Annotated in this window: 23 protein-coding genes and 2 pseudogenes; 5 read left to right on the top strand and 20 right to left on the bottom strand. The window is 39.2% G+C overall.

The features are described 5' to 3' along the window. From RWX26_RS00575 to RWX26_RS00560, 4 genes are all read right to left on the bottom strand, one after another. A complete protein-coding gene (locus RWX26_RS00575) occupies positions 1-420 on the bottom strand; it encodes a hypothetical protein (protein ID WP_223310218.1) in 420 nt (139 codons plus the stop codon). Positions 421-652: 232 nt separating this feature from the next. Further along, positions 653-1138: a hypothetical protein gene (locus RWX26_RS00570; protein ID WP_314578149.1), complete on the bottom strand. Its 486-nt coding sequence runs from the start codon at positions 1136-1138 to the stop codon at positions 653-655. Positions 1139-1388: 250 nt separating this feature from the next. Continuing rightward, entirely contained in the window at positions 1389-2570 is a 1182-nt protein-coding gene (locus RWX26_RS00565) for a pyridoxal phosphate-dependent aminotransferase (RefSeq protein ID WP_314578147.1), read from the bottom strand. Next, entirely contained in the window at positions 2567-3055 is a 489-nt protein-coding gene (locus tag RWX26_RS00560; RefSeq protein WP_314578145.1) for a DUF5590 domain-containing protein, read from the bottom strand. Before RWX26_RS00560 ends, RWX26_RS00565 begins: the two co-directional genes overlap by 4 nt. Positions 3056-3169: 114 nt before the next feature. Between RWX26_RS00560 and RWX26_RS00555 the strand changes: the two genes are divergently transcribed. Together RWX26_RS00555 and RWX26_RS00550 are read left to right on the top strand one after the other, a co-directional pair. Next, complete coding sequence (locus RWX26_RS00555; RefSeq protein WP_227963576.1) at positions 3170-3616, top strand: MarR family winged helix-turn-helix transcriptional regulator; 447 nt, start codon at positions 3170-3172, stop codon at positions 3614-3616. An 87-nt stretch (positions 3617-3703) separates the two neighbouring features. Continuing rightward, positions 3704-4252 (top strand): NADPH-dependent FMN reductase, encoded by a 549-nt coding sequence (locus RWX26_RS00550; RefSeq protein ID WP_002895223.1) that lies wholly within the window; start codon positions 3704-3706, stop codon positions 4250-4252. A gap of 99 nt (positions 4253-4351) precedes the next feature. Here RWX26_RS00550 and RWX26_RS00545 read toward each other — a convergent pair whose 3' ends face one another. The 14 genes and pseudogenes from RWX26_RS00545 to RWX26_RS00480 form a co-directional block, all read right to left on the bottom strand. Then, positions 4352-4651, bottom strand: a complete 300-nt coding sequence (locus RWX26_RS00545; RefSeq protein ID WP_002897369.1) for a DUF4176 domain-containing protein — start codon at positions 4649-4651, stop codon at positions 4352-4354. A 31-nt stretch (positions 4652-4682) separates the two neighbouring features. Further along, positions 4683-5228, bottom strand: a complete 546-nt coding sequence (locus RWX26_RS00540; RefSeq protein WP_223322537.1) for a hypothetical protein — start codon at positions 5226-5228, stop codon at positions 4683-4685. Next, on the bottom strand, positions 5225-5767 hold the full coding sequence (locus RWX26_RS00535) for a hypothetical protein (protein ID WP_314578138.1): 543 nt from the start codon (positions 5765-5767) through the stop codon (positions 5225-5227). The genes RWX26_RS00540 and RWX26_RS00535 overlap by 4 nt, the downstream gene beginning before the upstream one ends. A 101-nt stretch (positions 5768-5868) precedes the next feature. Next, a complete protein-coding gene (locus RWX26_RS00530) occupies positions 5869-6423 on the bottom strand; it encodes an ABC transporter permease (RefSeq protein WP_223322535.1) in 555 nt (184 codons plus the stop codon). A gap of 62 nt (positions 6424-6485) precedes the next feature. After that, positions 6486-7015 (bottom strand): annotated as a pseudogene (locus tag RWX26_RS00525) (hypothetical protein). Positions 7016-7054: 39 nt separating this feature from the next. Next, positions 7055-7720, bottom strand: a complete 666-nt coding sequence (locus tag RWX26_RS00520; protein WP_125331306.1) for a hypothetical protein — start codon at positions 7718-7720, stop codon at positions 7055-7057. A 300-nt stretch (positions 7721-8020) separates the two neighbouring features. Continuing rightward, positions 8021-8536: a hypothetical protein gene (locus RWX26_RS00515; RefSeq protein WP_125347183.1), complete on the bottom strand. Its 516-nt coding sequence runs from the start codon at positions 8534-8536 to the stop codon at positions 8021-8023. Positions 8537-8776: 240 nt separating this feature from the next. After that, a pseudogene (locus RWX26_RS00510) lies at positions 8777-9279 on the bottom strand (hypothetical protein). 18 nt (positions 9280-9297) lie between these two features. Further along, the gene (locus RWX26_RS00505; RefSeq protein ID WP_125331308.1) at positions 9298-9930 is read right to left on the bottom strand and encodes a hypothetical protein; all 633 of its coding nucleotides are present in this window, start codon (positions 9928-9930) and stop codon (positions 9298-9300) included. A 1-nt stretch (position 9931) separates the two neighbouring features. Next, on the bottom strand, positions 9932-11566 hold the full coding sequence (locus RWX26_RS00500; RefSeq protein WP_223313051.1) for an ATP-binding protein: 1635 nt from the start codon (positions 11564-11566) through the stop codon (positions 9932-9934). Then, positions 11557-11916: a hypothetical protein gene (locus RWX26_RS00495; RefSeq protein WP_125331310.1), complete on the bottom strand. Its 360-nt coding sequence runs from the start codon at positions 11914-11916 to the stop codon at positions 11557-11559. The genes RWX26_RS00500 and RWX26_RS00495 overlap by 10 nt, the downstream gene beginning before the upstream one ends. Next, the gene (locus tag RWX26_RS00490; protein ID WP_268688669.1) at positions 11916-12215 is read right to left on the bottom strand and encodes a TIGR04197 family type VII secretion effector; all 300 of its coding nucleotides are present in this window, start codon (positions 12213-12215) and stop codon (positions 11916-11918) included. The genes RWX26_RS00495 and RWX26_RS00490 overlap by 1 nt, the downstream gene beginning before the upstream one ends. Positions 12216-12279: 64 nt before the next feature. Beyond that, positions 12280-13008 (bottom strand): peroxide stress protein YaaA, encoded by a 729-nt coding sequence (gene yaaA, locus RWX26_RS00485; RefSeq protein ID WP_314578125.1) that lies wholly within the window; start codon positions 13006-13008, stop codon positions 12280-12282. A gap of 16 nt (positions 13009-13024) precedes the next feature. Beyond that, the gene (locus tag RWX26_RS00480; protein ID WP_002912700.1) at positions 13025-13609 is read right to left on the bottom strand and encodes a VanZ family protein; all 585 of its coding nucleotides are present in this window, start codon (positions 13607-13609) and stop codon (positions 13025-13027) included. A gap of 129 nt (positions 13610-13738) precedes the next feature. Between RWX26_RS00480 and RWX26_RS00475 the strand changes: the two genes are divergently transcribed. Next, a complete protein-coding gene (locus RWX26_RS00475; RefSeq protein WP_314578121.1) occupies positions 13739-14200 on the top strand; it encodes a DUF1836 domain-containing protein in 462 nt (153 codons plus the stop codon). After that, positions 14184-14831: a hemolysin III family protein gene (locus RWX26_RS00470; RefSeq protein WP_002900134.1), complete on the top strand. Its 648-nt coding sequence runs from the start codon at positions 14184-14186 to the stop codon at positions 14829-14831. The genes RWX26_RS00475 and RWX26_RS00470 overlap by 17 nt, the downstream gene beginning before the upstream one ends. Positions 14832-14895: 64 nt before the next feature. Here RWX26_RS00470 and RWX26_RS00465 read toward each other — a convergent pair whose 3' ends face one another. Both RWX26_RS00465 and RWX26_RS00460 read right to left on the bottom strand, forming a co-directional pair. Next, positions 14896-15462 (bottom strand): ECF transporter S component, encoded by a 567-nt coding sequence (locus tag RWX26_RS00465; RefSeq protein WP_223311574.1) that lies wholly within the window; start codon positions 15460-15462, stop codon positions 14896-14898. Beyond that, entirely contained in the window at positions 15443-16309 is an 867-nt protein-coding gene (locus RWX26_RS00460) for a pyridoxamine kinase (RefSeq protein WP_314578114.1), read from the bottom strand. Before RWX26_RS00460 ends, RWX26_RS00465 begins: the two co-directional genes overlap by 20 nt. Before the next feature lie 39 nt (positions 16310-16348). Between RWX26_RS00460 and RWX26_RS00455 the strand changes: the two genes are divergently transcribed. Next, positions 16349-17668, top strand: coding sequence for a PLP-dependent aminotransferase family protein (locus RWX26_RS00455; protein WP_002906337.1), 1320 nt, complete (start codon positions 16349-16351; stop codon positions 17666-17668). The last annotated feature ends 40 nt before the right edge of the window (positions 17669-17708 follow it).

The following is a 17708-nucleotide window of genomic DNA, read 5'->3' as shown; positions in this document are numbered from 1 at the left end:
TTATCTGTACTCCACGTGGTTTACTTCCCTTATCTTTGTATCATAATAAGGGTTAATCTGCGACAGGGCATGTTGAATCACTGTTATGATCTTGTCCTCTCGTCCTTTTAAAACCTTGGGAATCACAAGCTGGGAGATTGTTTCTGTTGATAGACCTTTTACACTTTGATCTTCCTCATTGCGAACTGGATATCTATCGGCCCGCTCTTCTTCTAGGCGAAATTCAAGCAAGTGGCCACCGAGAATCATGGCTAAGACCTGATATTTCCCTTCCCCGATACGAAATTGCTTGACACAGAGAAAAATTCCTCTCTTCTCATCCTCTAGTAAAAATGGCAAAGCCAGTTCTTTTTCTTCAATAGAAAAATCCTCGAGAAGCTTCTTCTCTCTTTCCCCTATTTCCTTTCTGATAAAACCCATTTTATCTCCTTTTGTACAAAATAATCTTCATCCCTATTATTACTTAAGTAAAAAGACCATGAGGAACACACTGCAAGTCAATAGAATGCAGGGCTAGACCAAATGGACTTCTTTTATTATACACCGAAACACCATCGTCTTCAACTAAATACTCCTCAAATTTTTAAGTCGTCTGGTGATTCCTATCAGAAAGTTAGATTTACTAAGTTTAGATATCATTGATAGCTGCTTTTTAATCAATAGGCGGATTATCCTTTACCTCTTCTTCCGTCTTCCAGTAGGTCATACTGCTCTTCTCAGTATCTACCTCCATCTTTTTATTAAGTCTAATATCAACCTTATAATAGGCACGTTTAATTAAAAACTTTTGACTGTTCTCTGCAGAACCCCAAGTTCTACAAACCATCAAAAAGCGTGCAGAGCCCTGTCCAGATATCTCCTCCTTAGTGTAAGAACCGGGGGCAGTTGGGCGTTCTAAGATTCTCATATTTAATCTCAGTTCTGGCTGATAATTGCTCAAATACCAGTCTATTCGAGCCGAGTCATTCTCATAATAGTGGATACAATAATGATTATCTTTTGCTTGTAAGCTGTAGCTTGGTTCATCCGTCTTAGACTGGGAAATTGTGGTCCAACCCACCTCTGAATTAAAGAAAACATAAGCTCCTAGCAAGACTAGACCGCCTAGCAAGAATAAGAAAATCAAACGACGTTTCATATTGTTCTCCCTCCACTATTGTTTAAATCCTTCATCAGCTGAGTTCTAAGCGAAGCCAATTAACATTTATCCTTGCTAAAGCTTACTAATTTTGACTAGAGTGACAAACGCTTCCATATCTTTCTATATTATTTTACCACTTTGTCAAACTATTTGCCAATGCAGTTGAGGGGAATTGAAAAGGACGAACTCCGAGTTCGGCCTTATCTATTGTTTATAAATCTTCGAAAGCAGTGTAAGATTGCGAGCTCTATTTACTCTCCATAAATTGCTGCAGGCGTTGAACGGCTTCTTTGAGCGTGTCCAAGTCCGTCGCATAGCTAAGACGGACATTTTCTGGAGCACCGAAGCCTGCTCCGGTCACCAGAGCCACGCCAACTTCTTCTAAGATTGCTGTCGTAAACTCGGTCACATCTGTATAACCTTTCATTTCCATGGCTTTCTTGACATTTGGAAAGAGATAGAAGGCCCCTTGTGGCTTGACCACTTCAAATCCTGGCACCTTAGCCAAGAGCGGATAGATGGTATTGAGACGCTCTTCAAAGGCTTGACGCATAGTCTCGACTGTTTCCTGACTGCCAGTCAGAGCTTCGATAGCTGCATATTGAGCCGCTGCTGTCGGGTTGGAAGTCGTCTGACCTGCAATCTTACTCATAGCTGCTATAATCTCTGGCTCACCAACTGCATAGCCAATCCGCCAGCCTGTCATGGAGTAGCTCTTAGAGACACCATTGATGACCACTGTCTGCTTGCGAATCTCCTCTGATAGACTAGAAATTGGCGTAAATTTATTGCCGCTATATACCAGACGTCCATAAATGTCATCTGCCAAAATCAGAATATCATTCTCCACAGCCCAGTTTCCAATCTCCAGCAGCTCCTCTGCTGTATAAATCATACCCGTCGGATTGGACGGAGAATTCAAAACCAAGACCTTAGTCTTATCAGTACGAGCAGCTTCTAACTGTTCCACCGTTACCTTGAAATTATTTTCCTCAGTGGCTTGGACAAAAACAGGAATACCCTCGGCCATCTTAATCTGGTCCCCGTAGCTGACCCAGTAAGGCGTCGGAATGATAGCTTCATCACCTGGGTCAAGCACACTCATAAAGAAGGTGTAGAGGGAGAATTTAGCTCCGGTTGCCACCGTCACTTGATTAGGCTGGATTTTGTAGCCGTAATAGTTAGCAAAATACTCTACCACTGCCTCTTTTAGCTCTGGCAGACCGCTAGTCACTGTATAAAAGCTAGCACGCCCATCCTCAATAGCTGCTACAGCCGCATCTCGAATGTTCTTAGGCGTCGGAAAATCCGGCTCTCCCAGAGTCAGAGACAGAATATCCCGCCCCTGCGCTTTCAAAGCCTTAGCACGCGCTGCTGTTGCCAGAGTCACGCTTTCTTCCATCTTTAAGACACGATTTGATAATTTCATAGTCCCTCCTTGCTGACTAACTGTCCGCTTTCAAAACCAATCAGGTAGTAGGTGCCTCCCGACTTGACTTCCCAGATAGGCTGATCCTGAAAATAGCCCATGGTCACCTTATCAATAGTTCCTGCTCCATTTTCCTTGGCAATGCTCTTCGCCTCAGCCTGACTGACGCCTTGGTCCAGTCGATAGACCCGAATCTCATTGGAATCTTTTGCAATCAATACAGCTTTTTCGACACCCTTACTTGTCTTGCCAAGCAGACTGTAGTAAGATTCCTGCCCATTGTAGAAGGCAAATGAGTCCACTTCTTCAAGATCTGCGTATTCCTTGGCCAAGCGGCTGCTTGCTTCCTTAGCCGACTGTCTCGGCTGCATAGATACTTGCAAAACTGCAAAAAATGAAAAGACAAGAACACTGAGAACGATAAAAATACCGATAAGGTACTGCCAAATTGGAAAACTGGCTTTATTTCTATTTTTATATTTCACTCCGTCATTATACTACAAATACTCCTATTTTTCTATCTTTTTTTGATGAGAATATTCTCAAAATTCTAAAGCAATATCCTTGCATATGATACTATTTATTGGTAAAATATTGTTATGAAGATTACAGACGATTTAAACAAAGAAGCTCTGCTTGATTTGAAAACCATGATTGTCTTTCACAAGGCAGCAAGAACCATACGTGCCATTGAAGCCCAGATTTTTAAAAAGCATGATTTGACTCCTACTCAGTTTTCCGTCTTAGAAACCTTGTACAGCAAAGGGGAACTGCGTATTCAGGACCTGATTGACCGCATATTGGCAACTTCTGGCAACATGACTGTTGTCATCAAAAATATGGAACGCGACGGCTGGATTGTCCGCACCTGCGACCCAAATGACCGCCGGGCTTTTTTGATTGGTTTGACAGAACAAGGCAGAGCTAAAATTGAAGCCGCCCTGCCTGATCATATTAAAAATATTCAGCAAGCTCTTTCCATTCTCGAAGAAGACGATAAGCAAGACTTGATTCGAATTTTAAAAAATTTCAAAAAATTGAGCTAAATAATTGCTAACTAGTGATTAATGTTGTAACATATATTGTAACAAGAGAAATTTCTCTTTATATTTTATTAAAAAGGAGACAATGCAATGTCTAAAGTATTATTCATCGTCGGCTCACTTCGTCAAGGTTCTTTCAACCACCAATTGGCTGAGCAAGCTGAAAAAGCTTTGGCTGGCAAGGCAGAAGTTTCATATCTTGATTACAAAGATGTACCATTCTTCAACCAAGACATCGAAAGTCCTGCTCCAGCTGCTGTTGCTAAGGTTCGTGAAGAAATTTTGGCCGCTGATGCCATCTGGATTTTCTCACCTGTCTACAACTGGGCTATCCCAGGAGTAGTGAAAAACCTTTTGGACTGGGCTTCACGCGCTCTGGATCTGTCAGACCCAACTGGCCCATCTGCTCTGAATGCTAAGGTTGTTACTGTTTCATCTGTCGCAAACGGCACATCACCAGATGAAGTATTCAAGCACTACCGCAGCCTGTTACCTTTCATCCGTATGAATGTGGTAGAACCATTCACAGGTGTTGGTATCAACCCAGAAGCATGGGGAACTGGTCAACTGACTGTCGCAGAAGACAAACTTGCTGAACTCTCAGCACAGGCTGATGCTCTTTTAGCAGCCCTTAACTAAAAAGAGAAGATTATAAAAAGAAAAGAAAACTTATAAGACACTAACCCCCCGCAAATAATTGCGAGGGGTTTTAGAATACTTTACTGACAGGAACAGGTATTATAAATCAGCTAAAGAATATTTAGGATAAGGAATTTGAGATAATTTATCTTCTATTTTTGCTAGCATTTTCTCTTCTGATTCATCTATATACCCCTCAAACCAAATTTTTTCAATATCTTCTTGGTTAAAAAAGCAAGCTTGATTATCCGTCATACCAAAAGGATATACACAACCGGAATAGTCTAAATAACCAATTTCACCTTTGTTATCATAAAGAGGATAACGGTTAATAATCATAATTTTTACCTGTCCATTTTTAAGTTGGACAACACTCCCTATCGGTAGTAGCTCAGTCATTAGAAACCTCCTTTAAAAATCTTCTCGAATTCTAAGTATTTTTCTTTTTTAATCTTTTTAGAACTTTTATCTGTTTGAATAAATGGGACCTTATGAGACCAAAATAAGCAATAAAGAAGCCCATGTCACTTAGCAAATAAGACAAATAGCTGCCTTTGCTTAAATACTCAACAGATTGATAGATGGCAAAAACAGCAAAAATCAAGCCAATTCCAAACTTCCCATATATATTTCGAATAAAAATATATAAAAACTCATCTTTTATAGGTAGTGTTTCAAAATGAAACTCTTTAAATGACGGCTCTTTCCTTGTCCTTGCAAGCAATTCTACTAGATACCCAACAATAACATAACCCAAAACTAACAAGATTATTTTCCATAGGAAGGACAAGCGGCTATTCGAAACAGAAGTAAATCCATGTAGCAGCAGAATGCTAGCTGCGGGAACATATTTCGTGAGATCCAGATGGAATGTTGGTCTATCTACATTGACATAGATTTTATTAGTTTTTGGGTCAAAATAATAGTTTCTACCCTGAAAAGCTAAGAGTTCGGTTAAATATTCTTTTTTCTTCATTTCAATTGCTTTTCCAACCTTTTAAGAATAATCAATTTTTCTAATGGCCTATTTCCAAATAATAAGAGCCCAGATACTGGGAGAAAACCAATGATAGCTATAAAAGAAATAAAGCTTCCTGAAAAATAATAATCAATTATAAATTTAATTGACGTAAAAAATAGTAGAGTCCCAAAAAACAATATTCCTTTACATTGTGTTTGTTGGTTATAAAGAAAATTAGGCCAGTCAAAATAAAGTTTCTGATTAAAATTTTTCATAGTTCCTTTTCTAATATTTCTTAGCACAAATATTATCAAAACTAAAACGCAGAAAACAGTCGAACACAAAATAAATATTCTGATAGGCACACTGGCAACCTGAGGTGCAGTTGCTTCTGAATAAATGTTTCGTAAAAGAAAGGAAGAAGGCAGAATAGCCCAAGTGAGATTAGGAGCTTTCTCTTCTTTCTTATCTATAGAGTATAGTTCTCTAGTTTTTCTATCATAAAAAATATTCTTATCTTTGAAATTACCCAACCAAAATACATTCTTATTCATTGATTTCTTCCAAGTGGCGACGGTTCATAATCATAGCACTTCCATTCAGTAAGTAATTGGTCATACATTACCTTGATCCATAGATTATAAGCTAAAGCTCTTTATTTATTTTTTATCAATTGCTTTATTGCCGTCATTCTTTTCATAAAATTGCTTTTTGCTGTTACCATATAAAATATAAAATAAAAGGCAATAACTTCTATTAAGTTTGTCATGTTAGGAGCGTTCAAATATTCTCTCATTTGAAAAACAGTTAAGAAAGAACTCACTGCAAATGTAATAAGCAGAATGTATAATCGGTTTCTCTCTTCTTCTAAAAAATTCAACCAACCAACATGTTCATATAATTTGGGATTAAAGGCCTCAACGTTTTGCCCTAAATACTCATCTTTAAATCCAAAGTGACAAACCAAAGATATAAGAATAAGGCACGCACTCAAAACAATTACTCTTAAAATAGGGGATTCAATTTTTATATTGTTTACTTGAACGAGAAAGGCATTTCCTAGAATTCCAAAGGAGATTACTAACCACCTGAGATTAGGAAAAACTCTCTCATTGACTTTATTAGAATATACTTTTTTTCTTTTCACATCATAAAAGATGTTTCGACCTTGAAAGCCGCCTATGATAACCATAGATTTCGTTTTCTTCATTTTTCAATACCATCATATTAATAAAAAACTAGGACTGAGAGGAATCAAATCCTTCCCAAACTTTACCTATCCACCACTTGAGCCTCAAATGTAGCCGGTTTGTTGTCTACATTGGTGATGGTGATAGTGTAGGGGGTTACTTCCGTCACCCCAAATACTTCCTTTATTTCCCCTTGAACCACTATTCCATCACTCTCTAAATAGATACTTTTACTCTTATCATTCGGTAAGTCTTTGCGCTCTGTTCCATCTTTAGAAATAATAATCTCAGTTATTGACTGCTTCTCAACATTATAAACCGTATTACTTCCTTTCATCCCCCAGCCTTTTCGACCTGATAATTTTAATTTAGCATCATCTTTTTTATCTAAAATCAATTCCGAATTATACTCCAGCTGCTCTGTTTTAGAAAAACTTTCAATTCAACACTTTGACCTGTTTGCAGAGTGTATTTGCCGTAGTTTAAAATTGCCTGAACGTACCAGACAACAAACAGACTATTCAGTAGGCCGATAATAATCCTTGAACGCCGGCTTTTAAAGCGGTGCAAAAGTAAAAATAGAGAAGCAATAAAAATTACTGAAGTTATCATTCTTTATTTTCCTTATAGATTCCGTATCGTTTCAAGACTCTATCCATTCTGCAAGATTTCATCTTCTTTCCGTTTTCTCTGCTGACCCGACCATTTGATACATAGCAACAATACTATCATACGAAGAATCAAATAGACCAAACGAAGAATTTTCATCTTACCCAGAGCAGACAAAAACTCCTCCCTTGCATGTCCCACTTCTTGACCTAACTGTTCAACCGTTTTGCCTGTTTCCTCTTTAATAACAGCTGCATTCTTTGAAATCAAATAATAATTTTGCTCTAAACTAGTGGTATAGGCTCTGGATATTGGCTCGTCTAAGAAAAAATATACTCTATCAGCATACTTATCTTCAGACAAAGTATAGTATATTTCAGCTTCACTCTCCCATTTTTTAGGAAAACTACTTATTCTCATATTTTCATAGTCTAGATGCATAATGCCATCCAAGATGTTACTAGTCCATTCTTCTGCATAGTGGTACAGTTTTGCCTTTCTATCTACCATTGGCCAAACAATGACATACCGACTATGCATGAATTCCTTGGTCAAGGCCGAGTTGTTAGCCAGACTGGTCGCACCAATCTCGTATACTGACCAAACAAGCGCAATGAGCATTAAAAAAGATTGAGCGGGTTTTGTTTTAAAATATTCCTGAAGTAACCTAACCTTGGTATCAGTTTCCCTATTGTCTTTTCCAAACATCTTTAAATTTTACTTCTCCCCAATTATGTAAATTAAACGAAACGAATAATCGGTTCTTCTTCATCCAATCACCTCAAGATATCCAGTTGATTTTTGTTCATAAGCAAAAGAGGAAGAAATGAGAATCAGAAGTAATGACAAAACAATAACTAGGAATTTATAGCGTTTGAATTTAACGAACATTTGTATCAGCCCCTCTTTCAAAATAGTCAAAAAGTATTCCTGATTTTTCCTCTTCAACAGTTTTACCATGATCTACAAGAAAGGCTTCACTCTTCCCTGTCCGTAATATCTCACACTTTATTTAGAAGCTAGTTTCTGTTTCATTTTTTCAAAAAACTGATTCAATTCTGTTTGAACCTGACGTAGTAGCTCTTTTTCTTGAGTCTCATCTATCTCAATTTTTTTCCTAATAGCATCCTTATCTATATAAGTATATCTTGAATAAGTCAATTTTAATTCTTTATCCACGAAAAAACCTGCATCTGTTTCTTTACCATTAATCATAGTAGAAAAAAGAACTAGAAGCTCACTGTCTTCCAAACTAGTTGGTGGGCGTACATCCAAGTTTAATTTCCCAGATATTTTAAGTTTATTTATCCCCCATCGGCGAATCACCGGGTCATCCGGAATTCCATAGCCTGCATCTCGGATAATATCCTCGTTGTTACCTGCGAGAATACTTGCCAGTAATTCAATTTTATTGGCAGAAGAAAAATCTGGTTCAGGTTTATCATCAGGGCCAAAGAGCAACCAAATGACAAAAACAGTTATTATCAAAAGTAGGATGCTTATTATTTTTTTACGTACCGACATTTTTATCTTCTCCTCGCTTCAAATAATCATAAAAATCTTCTTTTGATTTTTTATGCTCATCCGTATCTGGTTTCCATAAGAAATCCCATCTTTTCCCGTGCTTAATAAATTGGCCACCTGCTGTACAGGCTTCTTACATGAGTTCTCCAGAGGCTAGAGTAGCTATTAGGTAGTCACGTTCTTTTGGCAGGCGATCTGTTACTTGATTGCTAATTTATAAGTTGTTGCCAATGTTTTGCCTCACCTATCCACCACTTGAGCTTCAAAGCGTGCTGGTTTGTCGTCCACATTGGTGATGGTGTAAGGTTTGTTATTCGTGACATCAAAACTTTTTCTCCCTGATAATTAACAACAATCCCATCTTTTACTAAATGAATACCTTTTTGATTGTTGGGTAACTCTTCATTATCATTTTCTGAATAGTTTCGTTTAAAGAGTTTTTGCTCTTCAACTCCATAAAAAATCTCACCATTTACCTCAAACCAAACTCCTGAACCTGATAATTTAAGCTTATTATTATCATTTTTCTTCAAAATTAATACAGAATAGTATTCCACATCTTGTGTCCGAGGTTTGACTTTCAGACTAATAGACTGACCAGGTTGTAAGGTATATTTACCAAGATTTTGTGCCCATAAATAAAAGAGAAAAGCAGATGCCAGAACTCCAACAAGCAATAAACTACAACCTAAATTCCAATTCAATTTTTTTTCAAGGGCATTTGTGAATCTCCTTATAGTCATCCATACCATCTTGGAGCTCTATCCATTCTGTAAGATTTCGTTTTCTTTCCTTTTTCTCCGCTGACCCGACAACCTGATACATAGCAACAGTACTATCATACGAAGAATCAAATAGACCAAACGAAGGATTTTCATCTTACCAAGAGCAGACAAGAAGTCCTCCCTTGCATACCCTATCTCATGGGTTAATTCCTCAATAGTCTTACCTGTCTTTTGCTCCACAATAGCTGCATTCTTTGATATTAGATAGTATCTAGTGTCTAATGTCGAAAAATTTGATTTGGACAACGACCCGTCTAAAGGAAATGAAATCGCATAATTTTCCTTATTAGGAATCCGATTGTATTCAGCGGAAACCTGATCATCATATTTACTAGGGTAACAGGTCATTTTTATATTTTCATAGTCTAGATGCATAATGCCATCCAAGATGTTACTAGTCCATTCTTCCGCATAGTGGTATAGATTCGCCTTTCTATCTACTATTGGCCAAACCATAACATACCGACTATGCATGAATTCCTTGGTCAAGGCCGAGTTGTTAGCTAAACTAGTCGCACCAATCTCGTATACTGACCAAATAAGAACTATGAGCATTAAGAAAGCTTGAGTTGGTTTGTTTTTATAATAGTTTTTCATTTTTTTTAACATTTTACTCTCCGATAGAGGGATTGGGTTTGTCTAAATCCTTTTGGAAATGTTGGATAGCATTCATGAATTTTTCGAAGTTTGATGATTGTTCACTAGAATGAGAAGAAACGTATAATTTATAAGTTTCTTCTAATTTATTCATTCCTTTCGTGTAATCCCCTTCTCCAATATTTTGAACAAATTCATAAGCTCTATAGCCAGATGTTCTCTCAACACTATCGTAATATGAGTTTGTAACATCAACTACGCTATCTCCATTCTTCATTTTGTTGTAAATATTAACAGCATCTAAATCTGAACGATAGTCATCGTTACCAAGACTCGGCGGAAGTCCCATAGTACCAGCTACATCACCTTGCCATCCCGCTAAATCATCTTCATTTTCAATAAAATGATTACCTGTATAATGTGCGGAAATAGTTGCGGCCATATGGGAATAGTCTGTGGTTCCTCCAAATTGAGATAGTAATTCTCTTATTCTAGATTTTTGATTGGCATCTAAATCGGCATATCTAACATCTTTCCCATATGCCTTTGAAGCACCAGCATCTAGTTTTTGAGTAAGTTCTGCTTCTGAATCTGTTTCCTGAATCTTTTTTAGGTTAGTAAAATTATGCTGATTCTGAATAGCTTTCTGAATCGTATCAATTTCATCATCTTTTAAGCCATATTTTCTTAAAACAGATTTCATTCTATAATTAATACCAACATTTATACCGTTTACCCCATTCGGGCTATATAATCCACCGACCACTTGCCAAGCTCCATAAGATTTATCACCATAAGAGTAAGATGCAACTATTTTAAAGAATTCTATATTTGCTTTCTTGGATCCATATTCCTTTTCTAGCTTTTGATATAAATTTAGTAATATCTCTGATTCAGTTCGACTAAATCCATACTGTTGTCTAATAGTTTGAATAAATTTCTCTTTTTTAGTTATTGGTATGTATGTCTCAATCTTCTGCCCCTTCATTTTAATAGCCCAACTCATATCTACACCATCAACTGAGTAGTTTCCATCACTATCAACTAGGACTTGGCTTAGCTGGCTGGCTCCTTGGATAGCTAGACGGAGGACTTCTAGACTATCGCTGAAATATTGAGAAACCTGAGCGACAAAGAACTCCAGCTTTTCAATCTTCTCTTCCAATTCTTTGATTTGTGATTCAATTTGAGACTCTGCACTAGAAAGAATCACCAGAGACTGCATGTGAGAAACGATATTAAATGTAGCAATAGACTTCATACGCTCTAAGAAAGATTCTTTGGCTTCAATAGCCTTTTTGACAGAGGCTAGCTGCTGCTCTCTCAATTCTTTTGTCTTCTTCATCTGATCTAGGTCGAGGTTTCCGTACTCAGCTACCTGAGCATCAGCAGTCCTGTATGAATTTAACTCCGTTTGAATGTCGTCCACTGCTTCCTGTAGCTTCTTAATGGCAGGAATGATAATCTCTGAAAAGAGGCCCTTACCTGCTGTATAGGCTGCTCCCATGAGTTCTCCAGAGTCTAGGGTGGCTATCAGGTGGTCACAGCCCTGAGACAATCGGTCTGTCACCTCATTAGCCACTTGAATATTACTAGACATGGCCTCCATCAGCTGTGAAGACTCTGACGCACTGTACTTTACTCCCATGGTAAAGAGTTCCTTTCTTTCGTCAATTTTTCTCGATTTTCATCTAATTTTTGCTGAACTTCCCTTGTTTGTTTGGAAACATTATCCAACTCCTGCTCTACGTAGCTATCTATTGTTTGCTGCAAGGCTTGGTTTTCTTCCCATATTTTACGATTGGTAGAACTAGTCTCTGATACGGAATCTATCAAGTTTTCTATTTGGGCATTCATAGTCCAAATATCTGTACGAAAATCCATTACCTTCTCTTCATAACGCCTTTTGAGAACTAAAAGATCTTCTTCTTGATTCTCAAGCTGAATGATTTGCTTATGTAATTGCTCACGTTTTTCTTGATTTTTATCTTTTATCATCAGTTGCTCCAACGTTGCGCTTGATCTACATCACGCTTTTCAATTTTATAAGCTATATCAGGAAATTTATTAGCCTGAGCCAGGACAGCTGCGCTAAAGTCACTGACAGCCTGCAGCATTTGATTGCATGCCTGACGGCTTGCTTCCATCCCAGCAATCTCAGTAGTATAGCTAAACTCTACCTGCTGATTTTGCTTGTCACTTGTATCTACCCCAACTAATTCACTGATAGCATTCTGAGCGGAAATAGTATCCGACTTAATTTTTCCCATAGTTCTGAAACTCCTTAGAAACTTCATTTGTTTTATAACAATTTTATCACGAGAATATTACGTAGATATTACAAAAGTCGATTTTTCCTTTTCACACTTCCTTCACATAAACCAGCTCTTGGTCACTGGACAGATCAGGTCGGTAGGTGAAGCCAGCAAAGCTTAATTTTTTCATCTGTTCGATTTCTGTCACTTGGTTAGTTACAAGAGCTGTTAAAAACTCGCCACGCGCTTTTTTAGAAATGGTGGAATGGACTTTCAGCTTTCCTCCTCGGTCTTCCAGAAACTTGAAGCCTATCATGCGCTGACGAATTTCCTTGGAAAAGACTGTTTCAAACTCGCTGGACAGGAGGGAGAAAATCACCTCCTCTTCTGCCAGAGCTTGGTTATAAGCTTCTTTCCAAAATGCCTTGAGACTCTTCCCATCTAACTTGAGTGGCATCATAAAGTCCAAGCGATGGGGCGCTATGGGCTCCAGGGCTGGGATGACTCCGTAAAGTGCTGATGTGATGGCAAGATGCTTCTCGATATACTGACTTTCTTCCTTGGTATAGTCCTGCCTCTTGATATGGCGGTACATAAGGCCATCAAATAGATAGAGGGCTGGAGCATGCTGCGCGGTTCCTTCTCGCAAAGCCTGAATGGCTTGCCACTCTACCTCCGCTCTTTCTGGGGAGATTTTATAAAATGATGCCAAGTCAGTTACTGACATGGTTGCCAACTCATCCAACACAGCCTGAGTTTGTGCTGAAAATGGATTCGAGATTGCAGATGGCGCAGTTAGATTCAACTCTTTCGCAGTTGGGATAAGAATTTTCATAGTTTCCTTCTTTCATTTAGTGAATATGATGGACAACCCATTTTCCCAAGGCTGTCTCTAGTAGATAGCTGCCTATGATAAAGCCTAGCAGATTGGTCAAGATATCACCCAAGTCAAAAATGCCCAGGTGAAAGAGATACTGGCTCCCCTCAACCAGACTGATAGCCAAGGTAAAATAAGCCACATGTTTCCATGACAGCTTGCAGAGAAAGCCCAGCGGAATGAACATAATGATATTCATGGTGGGTACCAGCTTATCTCCATAAATCCAATTATAGGTAAAAGACTGCAGATCTAGACTGAAGCCCTGTTTACCGATATTTTTCAAAAAGAGAGCATAAAACAAAATGATAAAATAAAGGGCGTAACTAGCTAGCACCAGCCAGCGGGGAATATGCCGACTGTAGAGGCCACGAATGAAAAGTGAGCTAATCGCTGTCAGAGTCAGGATGATAGAAGCTGGTATCAACAGATTCCACTCTGGCTGATTCTTGTAAAAGACGACGGCTACGTAGGCATAAAAAAAGCGCATATAGAGCCAAGACCAAAAAATCAGACTACCTAGGAAGGCTGCCATATCAAAGATTGTTTGTTTTTCCATCTGAAACCTCCCTTTCTTCTTTTTAAAATTATATCAAATTTTAATGGGACATTCTATTTTTTGCTTGACTTTGATTTGCAGAGATGTTATCATCTAGTTATAAAGACTAGATAAGAAAGTGATAAAGATTTGAACGCTCAACAAGTTTTTCCCAAGTGGGACGAAATACCAGAACTAGATCTATATTTAGACCAAGTTCTGCTCTATGTAAACAATGTCTGTGGCTCTTCCATTTCAGTTGCTGACAAGGGATTGACCGCTTCTATGATTAACAACTACGTCAAGCATGGCTATATTGCCAAGCCGGTCAAGAAAAAATACCAACGCCGCCAAGTAGCTCGCTTGATTGCCATTACAATCTTAAAAACGGTCTTTTCTATCCAGGAAATTTCAGCTACTTTAAATATGCTACATAAAGAAGCAGATTCGCGAGAACTCTATGACGACTTTGTAGACTATATGAACGGAAGCAAGCTAGAGGTGGCACCCATCATTTCCACAGCCTGCCAGACGGTCAAACTCTATCAAAAGACCTTATCCCTAATCCAAGTACCAAATGAGGAGGAAGAAAATCTTGAACTACGCGCTTAAACTCAGTAAAAAACTATCCTTCGGAGAGGAAATCGCCAATGCTGTTACCCATGCGGTAGGAGCTGTTCTGATGCTGATTCTGCTCCCTATCTCAGCTATTTATAGCTATGAGGGGCACGGGTTGGTGGCTGCTGTCGGAACTTCTATCTTTGTCATCAGCCTCTTTCTCATGTTCCTCTCCTCGACAGTCTATCACTCTATGTCCTATGGCTCGACCCACAAATATATCTTGCGCATTATCGACCACTCCATGATTTATATCGCCATTGCTGGCAGCTACACGCCAGTCGTGCTGTCGCTGATGAATAACTGGTTTGGCTATCTCATCATTGCTATCCAGTGGGGCACGACCATCTTTGGTATCCTCTACAAGATTTTCGCTAAGAAGGTCAATGAAAAATTCAGTTTGGCTCTCTATTTGATTATGGGCTGGCTGGTAGTCTTTATCATTCCGCAGATTATCGGCCAAACCGGACCAGTTTTCTGGGGACTCATGCTGGCTGGTGGTCTCTGCTATACTGTAGGAGCTGGCTTCTATGCTCAAAAGAAGCCCTACTTCCACATGATTTGGCACCTTTTCATTCTAGCGGCCTCTGCCCTTCAATACCTTGCTATCGTTTACTTTATGTAAGAGAAAAACACAAAAACCGTCTGAGGATCTTCAGACGGTTTCTTTGTTTCTGCTGATTATTGATTCATCCTTGCTTTTCCAGAGTCCTTCTTTGCTTGTGCGCTTTTCTGACTTGCTGAAAGATTGGATATAAGATTGGGACAGCAATGACTGTCGCTAGACTGGAGCCAAATGTACCAGTAATCTCAGCTACTGCCAGCAAAAAGGCTGCTGGTAAACTACTCCCGCCAAGCAGTGTTCCTGTCAGAGTGTACTTGAGGATATTAAGCACAATTTTTACCAAAGCTGCTGCTACTGCTGTCACAAGAATATTTCTTAGTTTATCCTTTCTCTGAAAAAGTTCTTCATACAGAAAATGAATCACCGCGGCCACCGCAAGAGCTTCTAGCAAGATAACTGGGATTTCCGCTGCATAACCATTTAACAAGTCAAATATTCCCAGTCCAATGGCAGCCGCTAAAAAACCGAGTTTACTGCCAAAAATCAGACAACCCACTACCACCAGCGCATTCCCAAAGTGAATAAACTGAGCTCCCACAGGAATTTTAAAAAACTGAATGCTCAAAAAAATCAAAGCAGCAAATAAACTAATCATGGTTAAGGTTTGCAAATCAAGCGTTTGTTTCTTCATCTTTTTCCTCCATTAAGGCTTGAAAATCAGCAAAAAGCTCTCCTAGATAGGGCTGGTAAAAAACGCCCTTCTTTGGATCTATTTGCTCTTTAAAGCTAAGGGCCAAACTCTTTTCAATAAACTTCAAAATCACAGGCAGGGCTTGCTTGATATCAAGCCCCTGAACAAAAGCCGCAGCTACAAGAGCCGTCAATATATCACCCGTTCCAAAAAAATGCTGGGGCAGAGCTGGACTAGAAAAGAGATTAAACTCTTCTGTTGCTGCATCAAAATAAGCTACACCAATCTGCTTTTCTTTCATGGGCAAGCCAGTTAGCAAGACCTTGATCGGTCCTAACTCAGCCAAACGTTTGCAGTAGTCCTCCCATCTATCTTCTGATAAACTCTCTTCGTAGGATTCTTCTAACAACAAACAGGTTTCCGTCAAATTGGGCAGAACCAAATCGGCATGTTGGCAGAGGCGGCGCATATGGTCTAGATGGGCATCTGAAAATCCCTGATAAAAAGTCCCCTTGTCTCCCATGATAGGATCCACGATAAGGGGTAAGCTTTTTTCCTTTTTAAAGCGCAGCAAATTTTCCACCTGTATGTCAGATTTCAAATATCCTGTTATCAGAGCTGAAAAGTCGAAATCCAAGCTCTGCCATTGTTTCAAAAAAGCAAGCATCCCATGCGTGTAATCATCCATATAGATGTCTGAAAAACCGCCTGTATGAGATGACAAAATCATGGTTGGCAAGAGGGCCACCTCTAGCTGGCAAATTGCAAAAAGCGGCAGGGCAGCTGTTGCAGCAACCTTACCTAAGCCAGAAATATCTGTGGCCAGAATGACTGTTTTTGTTTTCATGACTCCTCCTACTTGCTCTCTATTGTAAAATATCTGAAAATGAGTTACAATATGAAAAAATCAAATCTGTATGGGGACAGTTTCATGGTTAAAGCAAAATACCAACGCATCGTTGATAAGATTACCAAGGATATTAAAGAAGGAAAATTGGCTACTGGTCAGAAAATCCCTTCTGTCCGCAAGCTAGCAGAGCGTTATCACTGTAGTAAGGATACTGCGCAGAAGGCTCTGATTGAGCTCAAATATCAGAAGTACATCTATGCCGTTCCCAAAAGCGGCTACTATGTACTGGAGAATGCTCAGGAAGAAAAGCAGGATTTGGAGTTGCCTGTGAGGGATGACCGCCACCATGCTTATGAAGATTTCCGACTCTGTGTAAATGAAACTCTGATAGGCCGGGAAAATTATCTCTTCAACTACTACCCTCAGCAGGAAGGACTGGCGGATCTGCGTCACTCTGTGCAAAGACTAATGCTGGACTCTGCTGTCTATGCTTCTAGGGATCAGCTGGTACTGACTTCCGGCACCCAGCAGGCTCTCTATATCCTTTCACAGATTGAATTTCCCAATCAAAAAGAGCATATCTTGGTGGAGCAGCCAACCTACCATCGGATTAATGATCTTCTGCTAGCGCAAAAGCTTCCCTATGAAACCATTGAAAGGACTCCGCAAGGAATCAATCTGCAAGAACTTGAGAAGATTTTTCAAAGCGGAAAGATTAAGTTTTTCTACACTATTCCTCGTTTTCACTATCCCTTGGGTCACTCTTACAGTCGGCAGGAAAAGGAAGAGATTCTTCGGCTGGCACAGCTCTATGATGTCTATATTGTAGAAGATGACTACCTATCAGACTTTGATAGCCGGCGGGAGCTAACCTTTCATTATCTAGACAATAGCCAGCGCGTCATCTACATCAAGTCCTTTTCTACCAGCCTTTTCCCAGCCCTGAGGATTACCGCCCTGCTCCTTCCACCCCAGATTCAAAAGACCTTCATCACTTACAAAAGCGCAGTGGACTATGATAGCAACCTCATCATGCAGAAGGCCCTATCACTCTATATCGACAGTCTCATGTTTGAAAAAAATAGGCTGGCGCTGCTGCAGCTTCAAGAAGAGGAAACAAGAAAAGCCCAGATACTACTGGAACAAGCTCAGCTGCCACTATCCAGCTATCTGACCAAGGATGGCATTCTGTTAGACCTGAGGTCACTTTCTTCCGTTAGCGCTCTCAAACACAGCAACCTGCCGCTTGACTTCTTTGAACAGAGCTACCTTACTAGCTGCCCTTACCAGTATGCTAAACTGCCTTATGATAACTTAGAAGAAAATGTAGAGAAATTAAAAGACTATTTAAAATAGGTGTAGAATTCCAAACGAATTCTACACCTTTCATTTATAA

It is taken from the genome of uncultured Streptococcus sp., from assembly GCF_963536705.1.
Classification (GTDB): domain Bacteria; phylum Bacillota; class Bacilli; order Lactobacillales; family Streptococcaceae; genus Streptococcus.
Note: the sequence above shows the minus strand (reverse complement) of the source record. Positions and strands in the feature narration are given on the sequence as shown.

What these genes read in the sequence shown, in the direction of transcription:
- RWX26_RS00575 (WP_223310218.1), bottom strand. Translation starts at nt 420, where the DNA reads ATGGGTTTTATCAGAAAGGAAATAGGGGAAAGAGAGAAGAAGCTTCTC.
- RWX26_RS00570 (WP_314578149.1), bottom strand. Translation starts at nt 1,138, where the DNA reads ATGAAACGTCGTTTGATTTTCTTATTCTTGCTAGGCGGTCTAGTCTTG.
- RWX26_RS00565 (WP_314578147.1), bottom strand. Translation starts at nt 2,570, where the DNA reads ATGAAATTATCAAATCGTGTCTTAAAGATGGAAGAAAGCGTGACTCTG.
- RWX26_RS00555 (WP_227963576.1), top strand. Translation starts at nt 3,170, where the DNA reads ATGAAGATTACAGACGATTTAAACAAAGAAGCTCTGCTTGATTTGAAA.
- RWX26_RS00550 (WP_002895223.1), top strand. Translation starts at nt 3,704, where the DNA reads ATGTCTAAAGTATTATTCATCGTCGGCTCACTTCGTCAAGGTTCTTTC.
- RWX26_RS00545 (WP_002897369.1), bottom strand. Translation starts at nt 4,651, where the DNA reads ATGACTGAGCTACTACCGATAGGGAGTGTTGTCCAACTTAAAAATGGA.
- RWX26_RS00540 (WP_223322537.1), bottom strand. Translation starts at nt 5,228, where the DNA reads ATGAAGAAAAAAGAATATTTAACCGAACTCTTAGCTTTTCAGGGTAGA.
- RWX26_RS00535 (WP_314578138.1), bottom strand. Translation starts at nt 5,767, where the DNA reads ATGAATAAGAATGTATTTTGGTTGGGTAATTTCAAAGATAAGAATATT.
- RWX26_RS00530 (WP_223322535.1), bottom strand. Translation starts at nt 6,423, where the DNA reads ATGAAGAAAACGAAATCTATGGTTATCATAGGCGGCTTTCAAGGTCGA.
- RWX26_RS00520 (WP_125331306.1), bottom strand. Translation starts at nt 7,720, where the DNA reads ATGTTTGGAAAAGACAATAGGGAAACTGATACCAAGGTTAGGTTACTT.
- RWX26_RS00515 (WP_125347183.1), bottom strand. Translation starts at nt 8,536, where the DNA reads ATGTCGGTACGTAAAAAAATAATAAGCATCCTACTTTTGATAATAACT.
- RWX26_RS00505 (WP_125331308.1), bottom strand. Translation starts at nt 9,930, where the DNA reads ATGTTAAAAAAAATGAAAAACTATTATAAAAACAAACCAACTCAAGCT.
- RWX26_RS00500 (WP_223313051.1), bottom strand. Translation starts at nt 11,566, where the DNA reads ATGGGAGTAAAGTACAGTGCGTCAGAGTCTTCACAGCTGATGGAGGCC.
- RWX26_RS00495 (WP_125331310.1), bottom strand. Translation starts at nt 11,916, where the DNA reads ATGATAAAAGATAAAAATCAAGAAAAACGTGAGCAATTACATAAGCAA.
- RWX26_RS00490 (WP_268688669.1), bottom strand. Translation starts at nt 12,215, where the DNA reads ATGAAGTTTCTAAGGAGTTTCAGAACTATGGGAAAAATTAAGTCGGAT.
- yaaA (WP_314578125.1), bottom strand. Translation starts at nt 13,008, where the DNA reads ATGAAAATTCTTATCCCAACTGCGAAAGAGTTGAATCTAACTGCGCCA.
- RWX26_RS00480 (WP_002912700.1), bottom strand. Translation starts at nt 13,609, where the DNA reads ATGGAAAAACAAACAATCTTTGATATGGCAGCCTTCCTAGGTAGTCTG.
- RWX26_RS00465 (WP_223311574.1), bottom strand. Translation starts at nt 15,462, where the DNA reads ATGAAGAAACAAACGCTTGATTTGCAAACCTTAACCATGATTAGTTTA.
- RWX26_RS00460 (WP_314578114.1), bottom strand. Translation starts at nt 16,309, where the DNA reads ATGAAAACAAAAACAGTCATTCTGGCCACAGATATTTCTGGCTTAGGT.
- RWX26_RS00455 (WP_002906337.1), top strand. Translation starts at nt 16,349, where the DNA reads ATGAGTTACAATATGAAAAAATCAAATCTGTATGGGGACAGTTTCATG.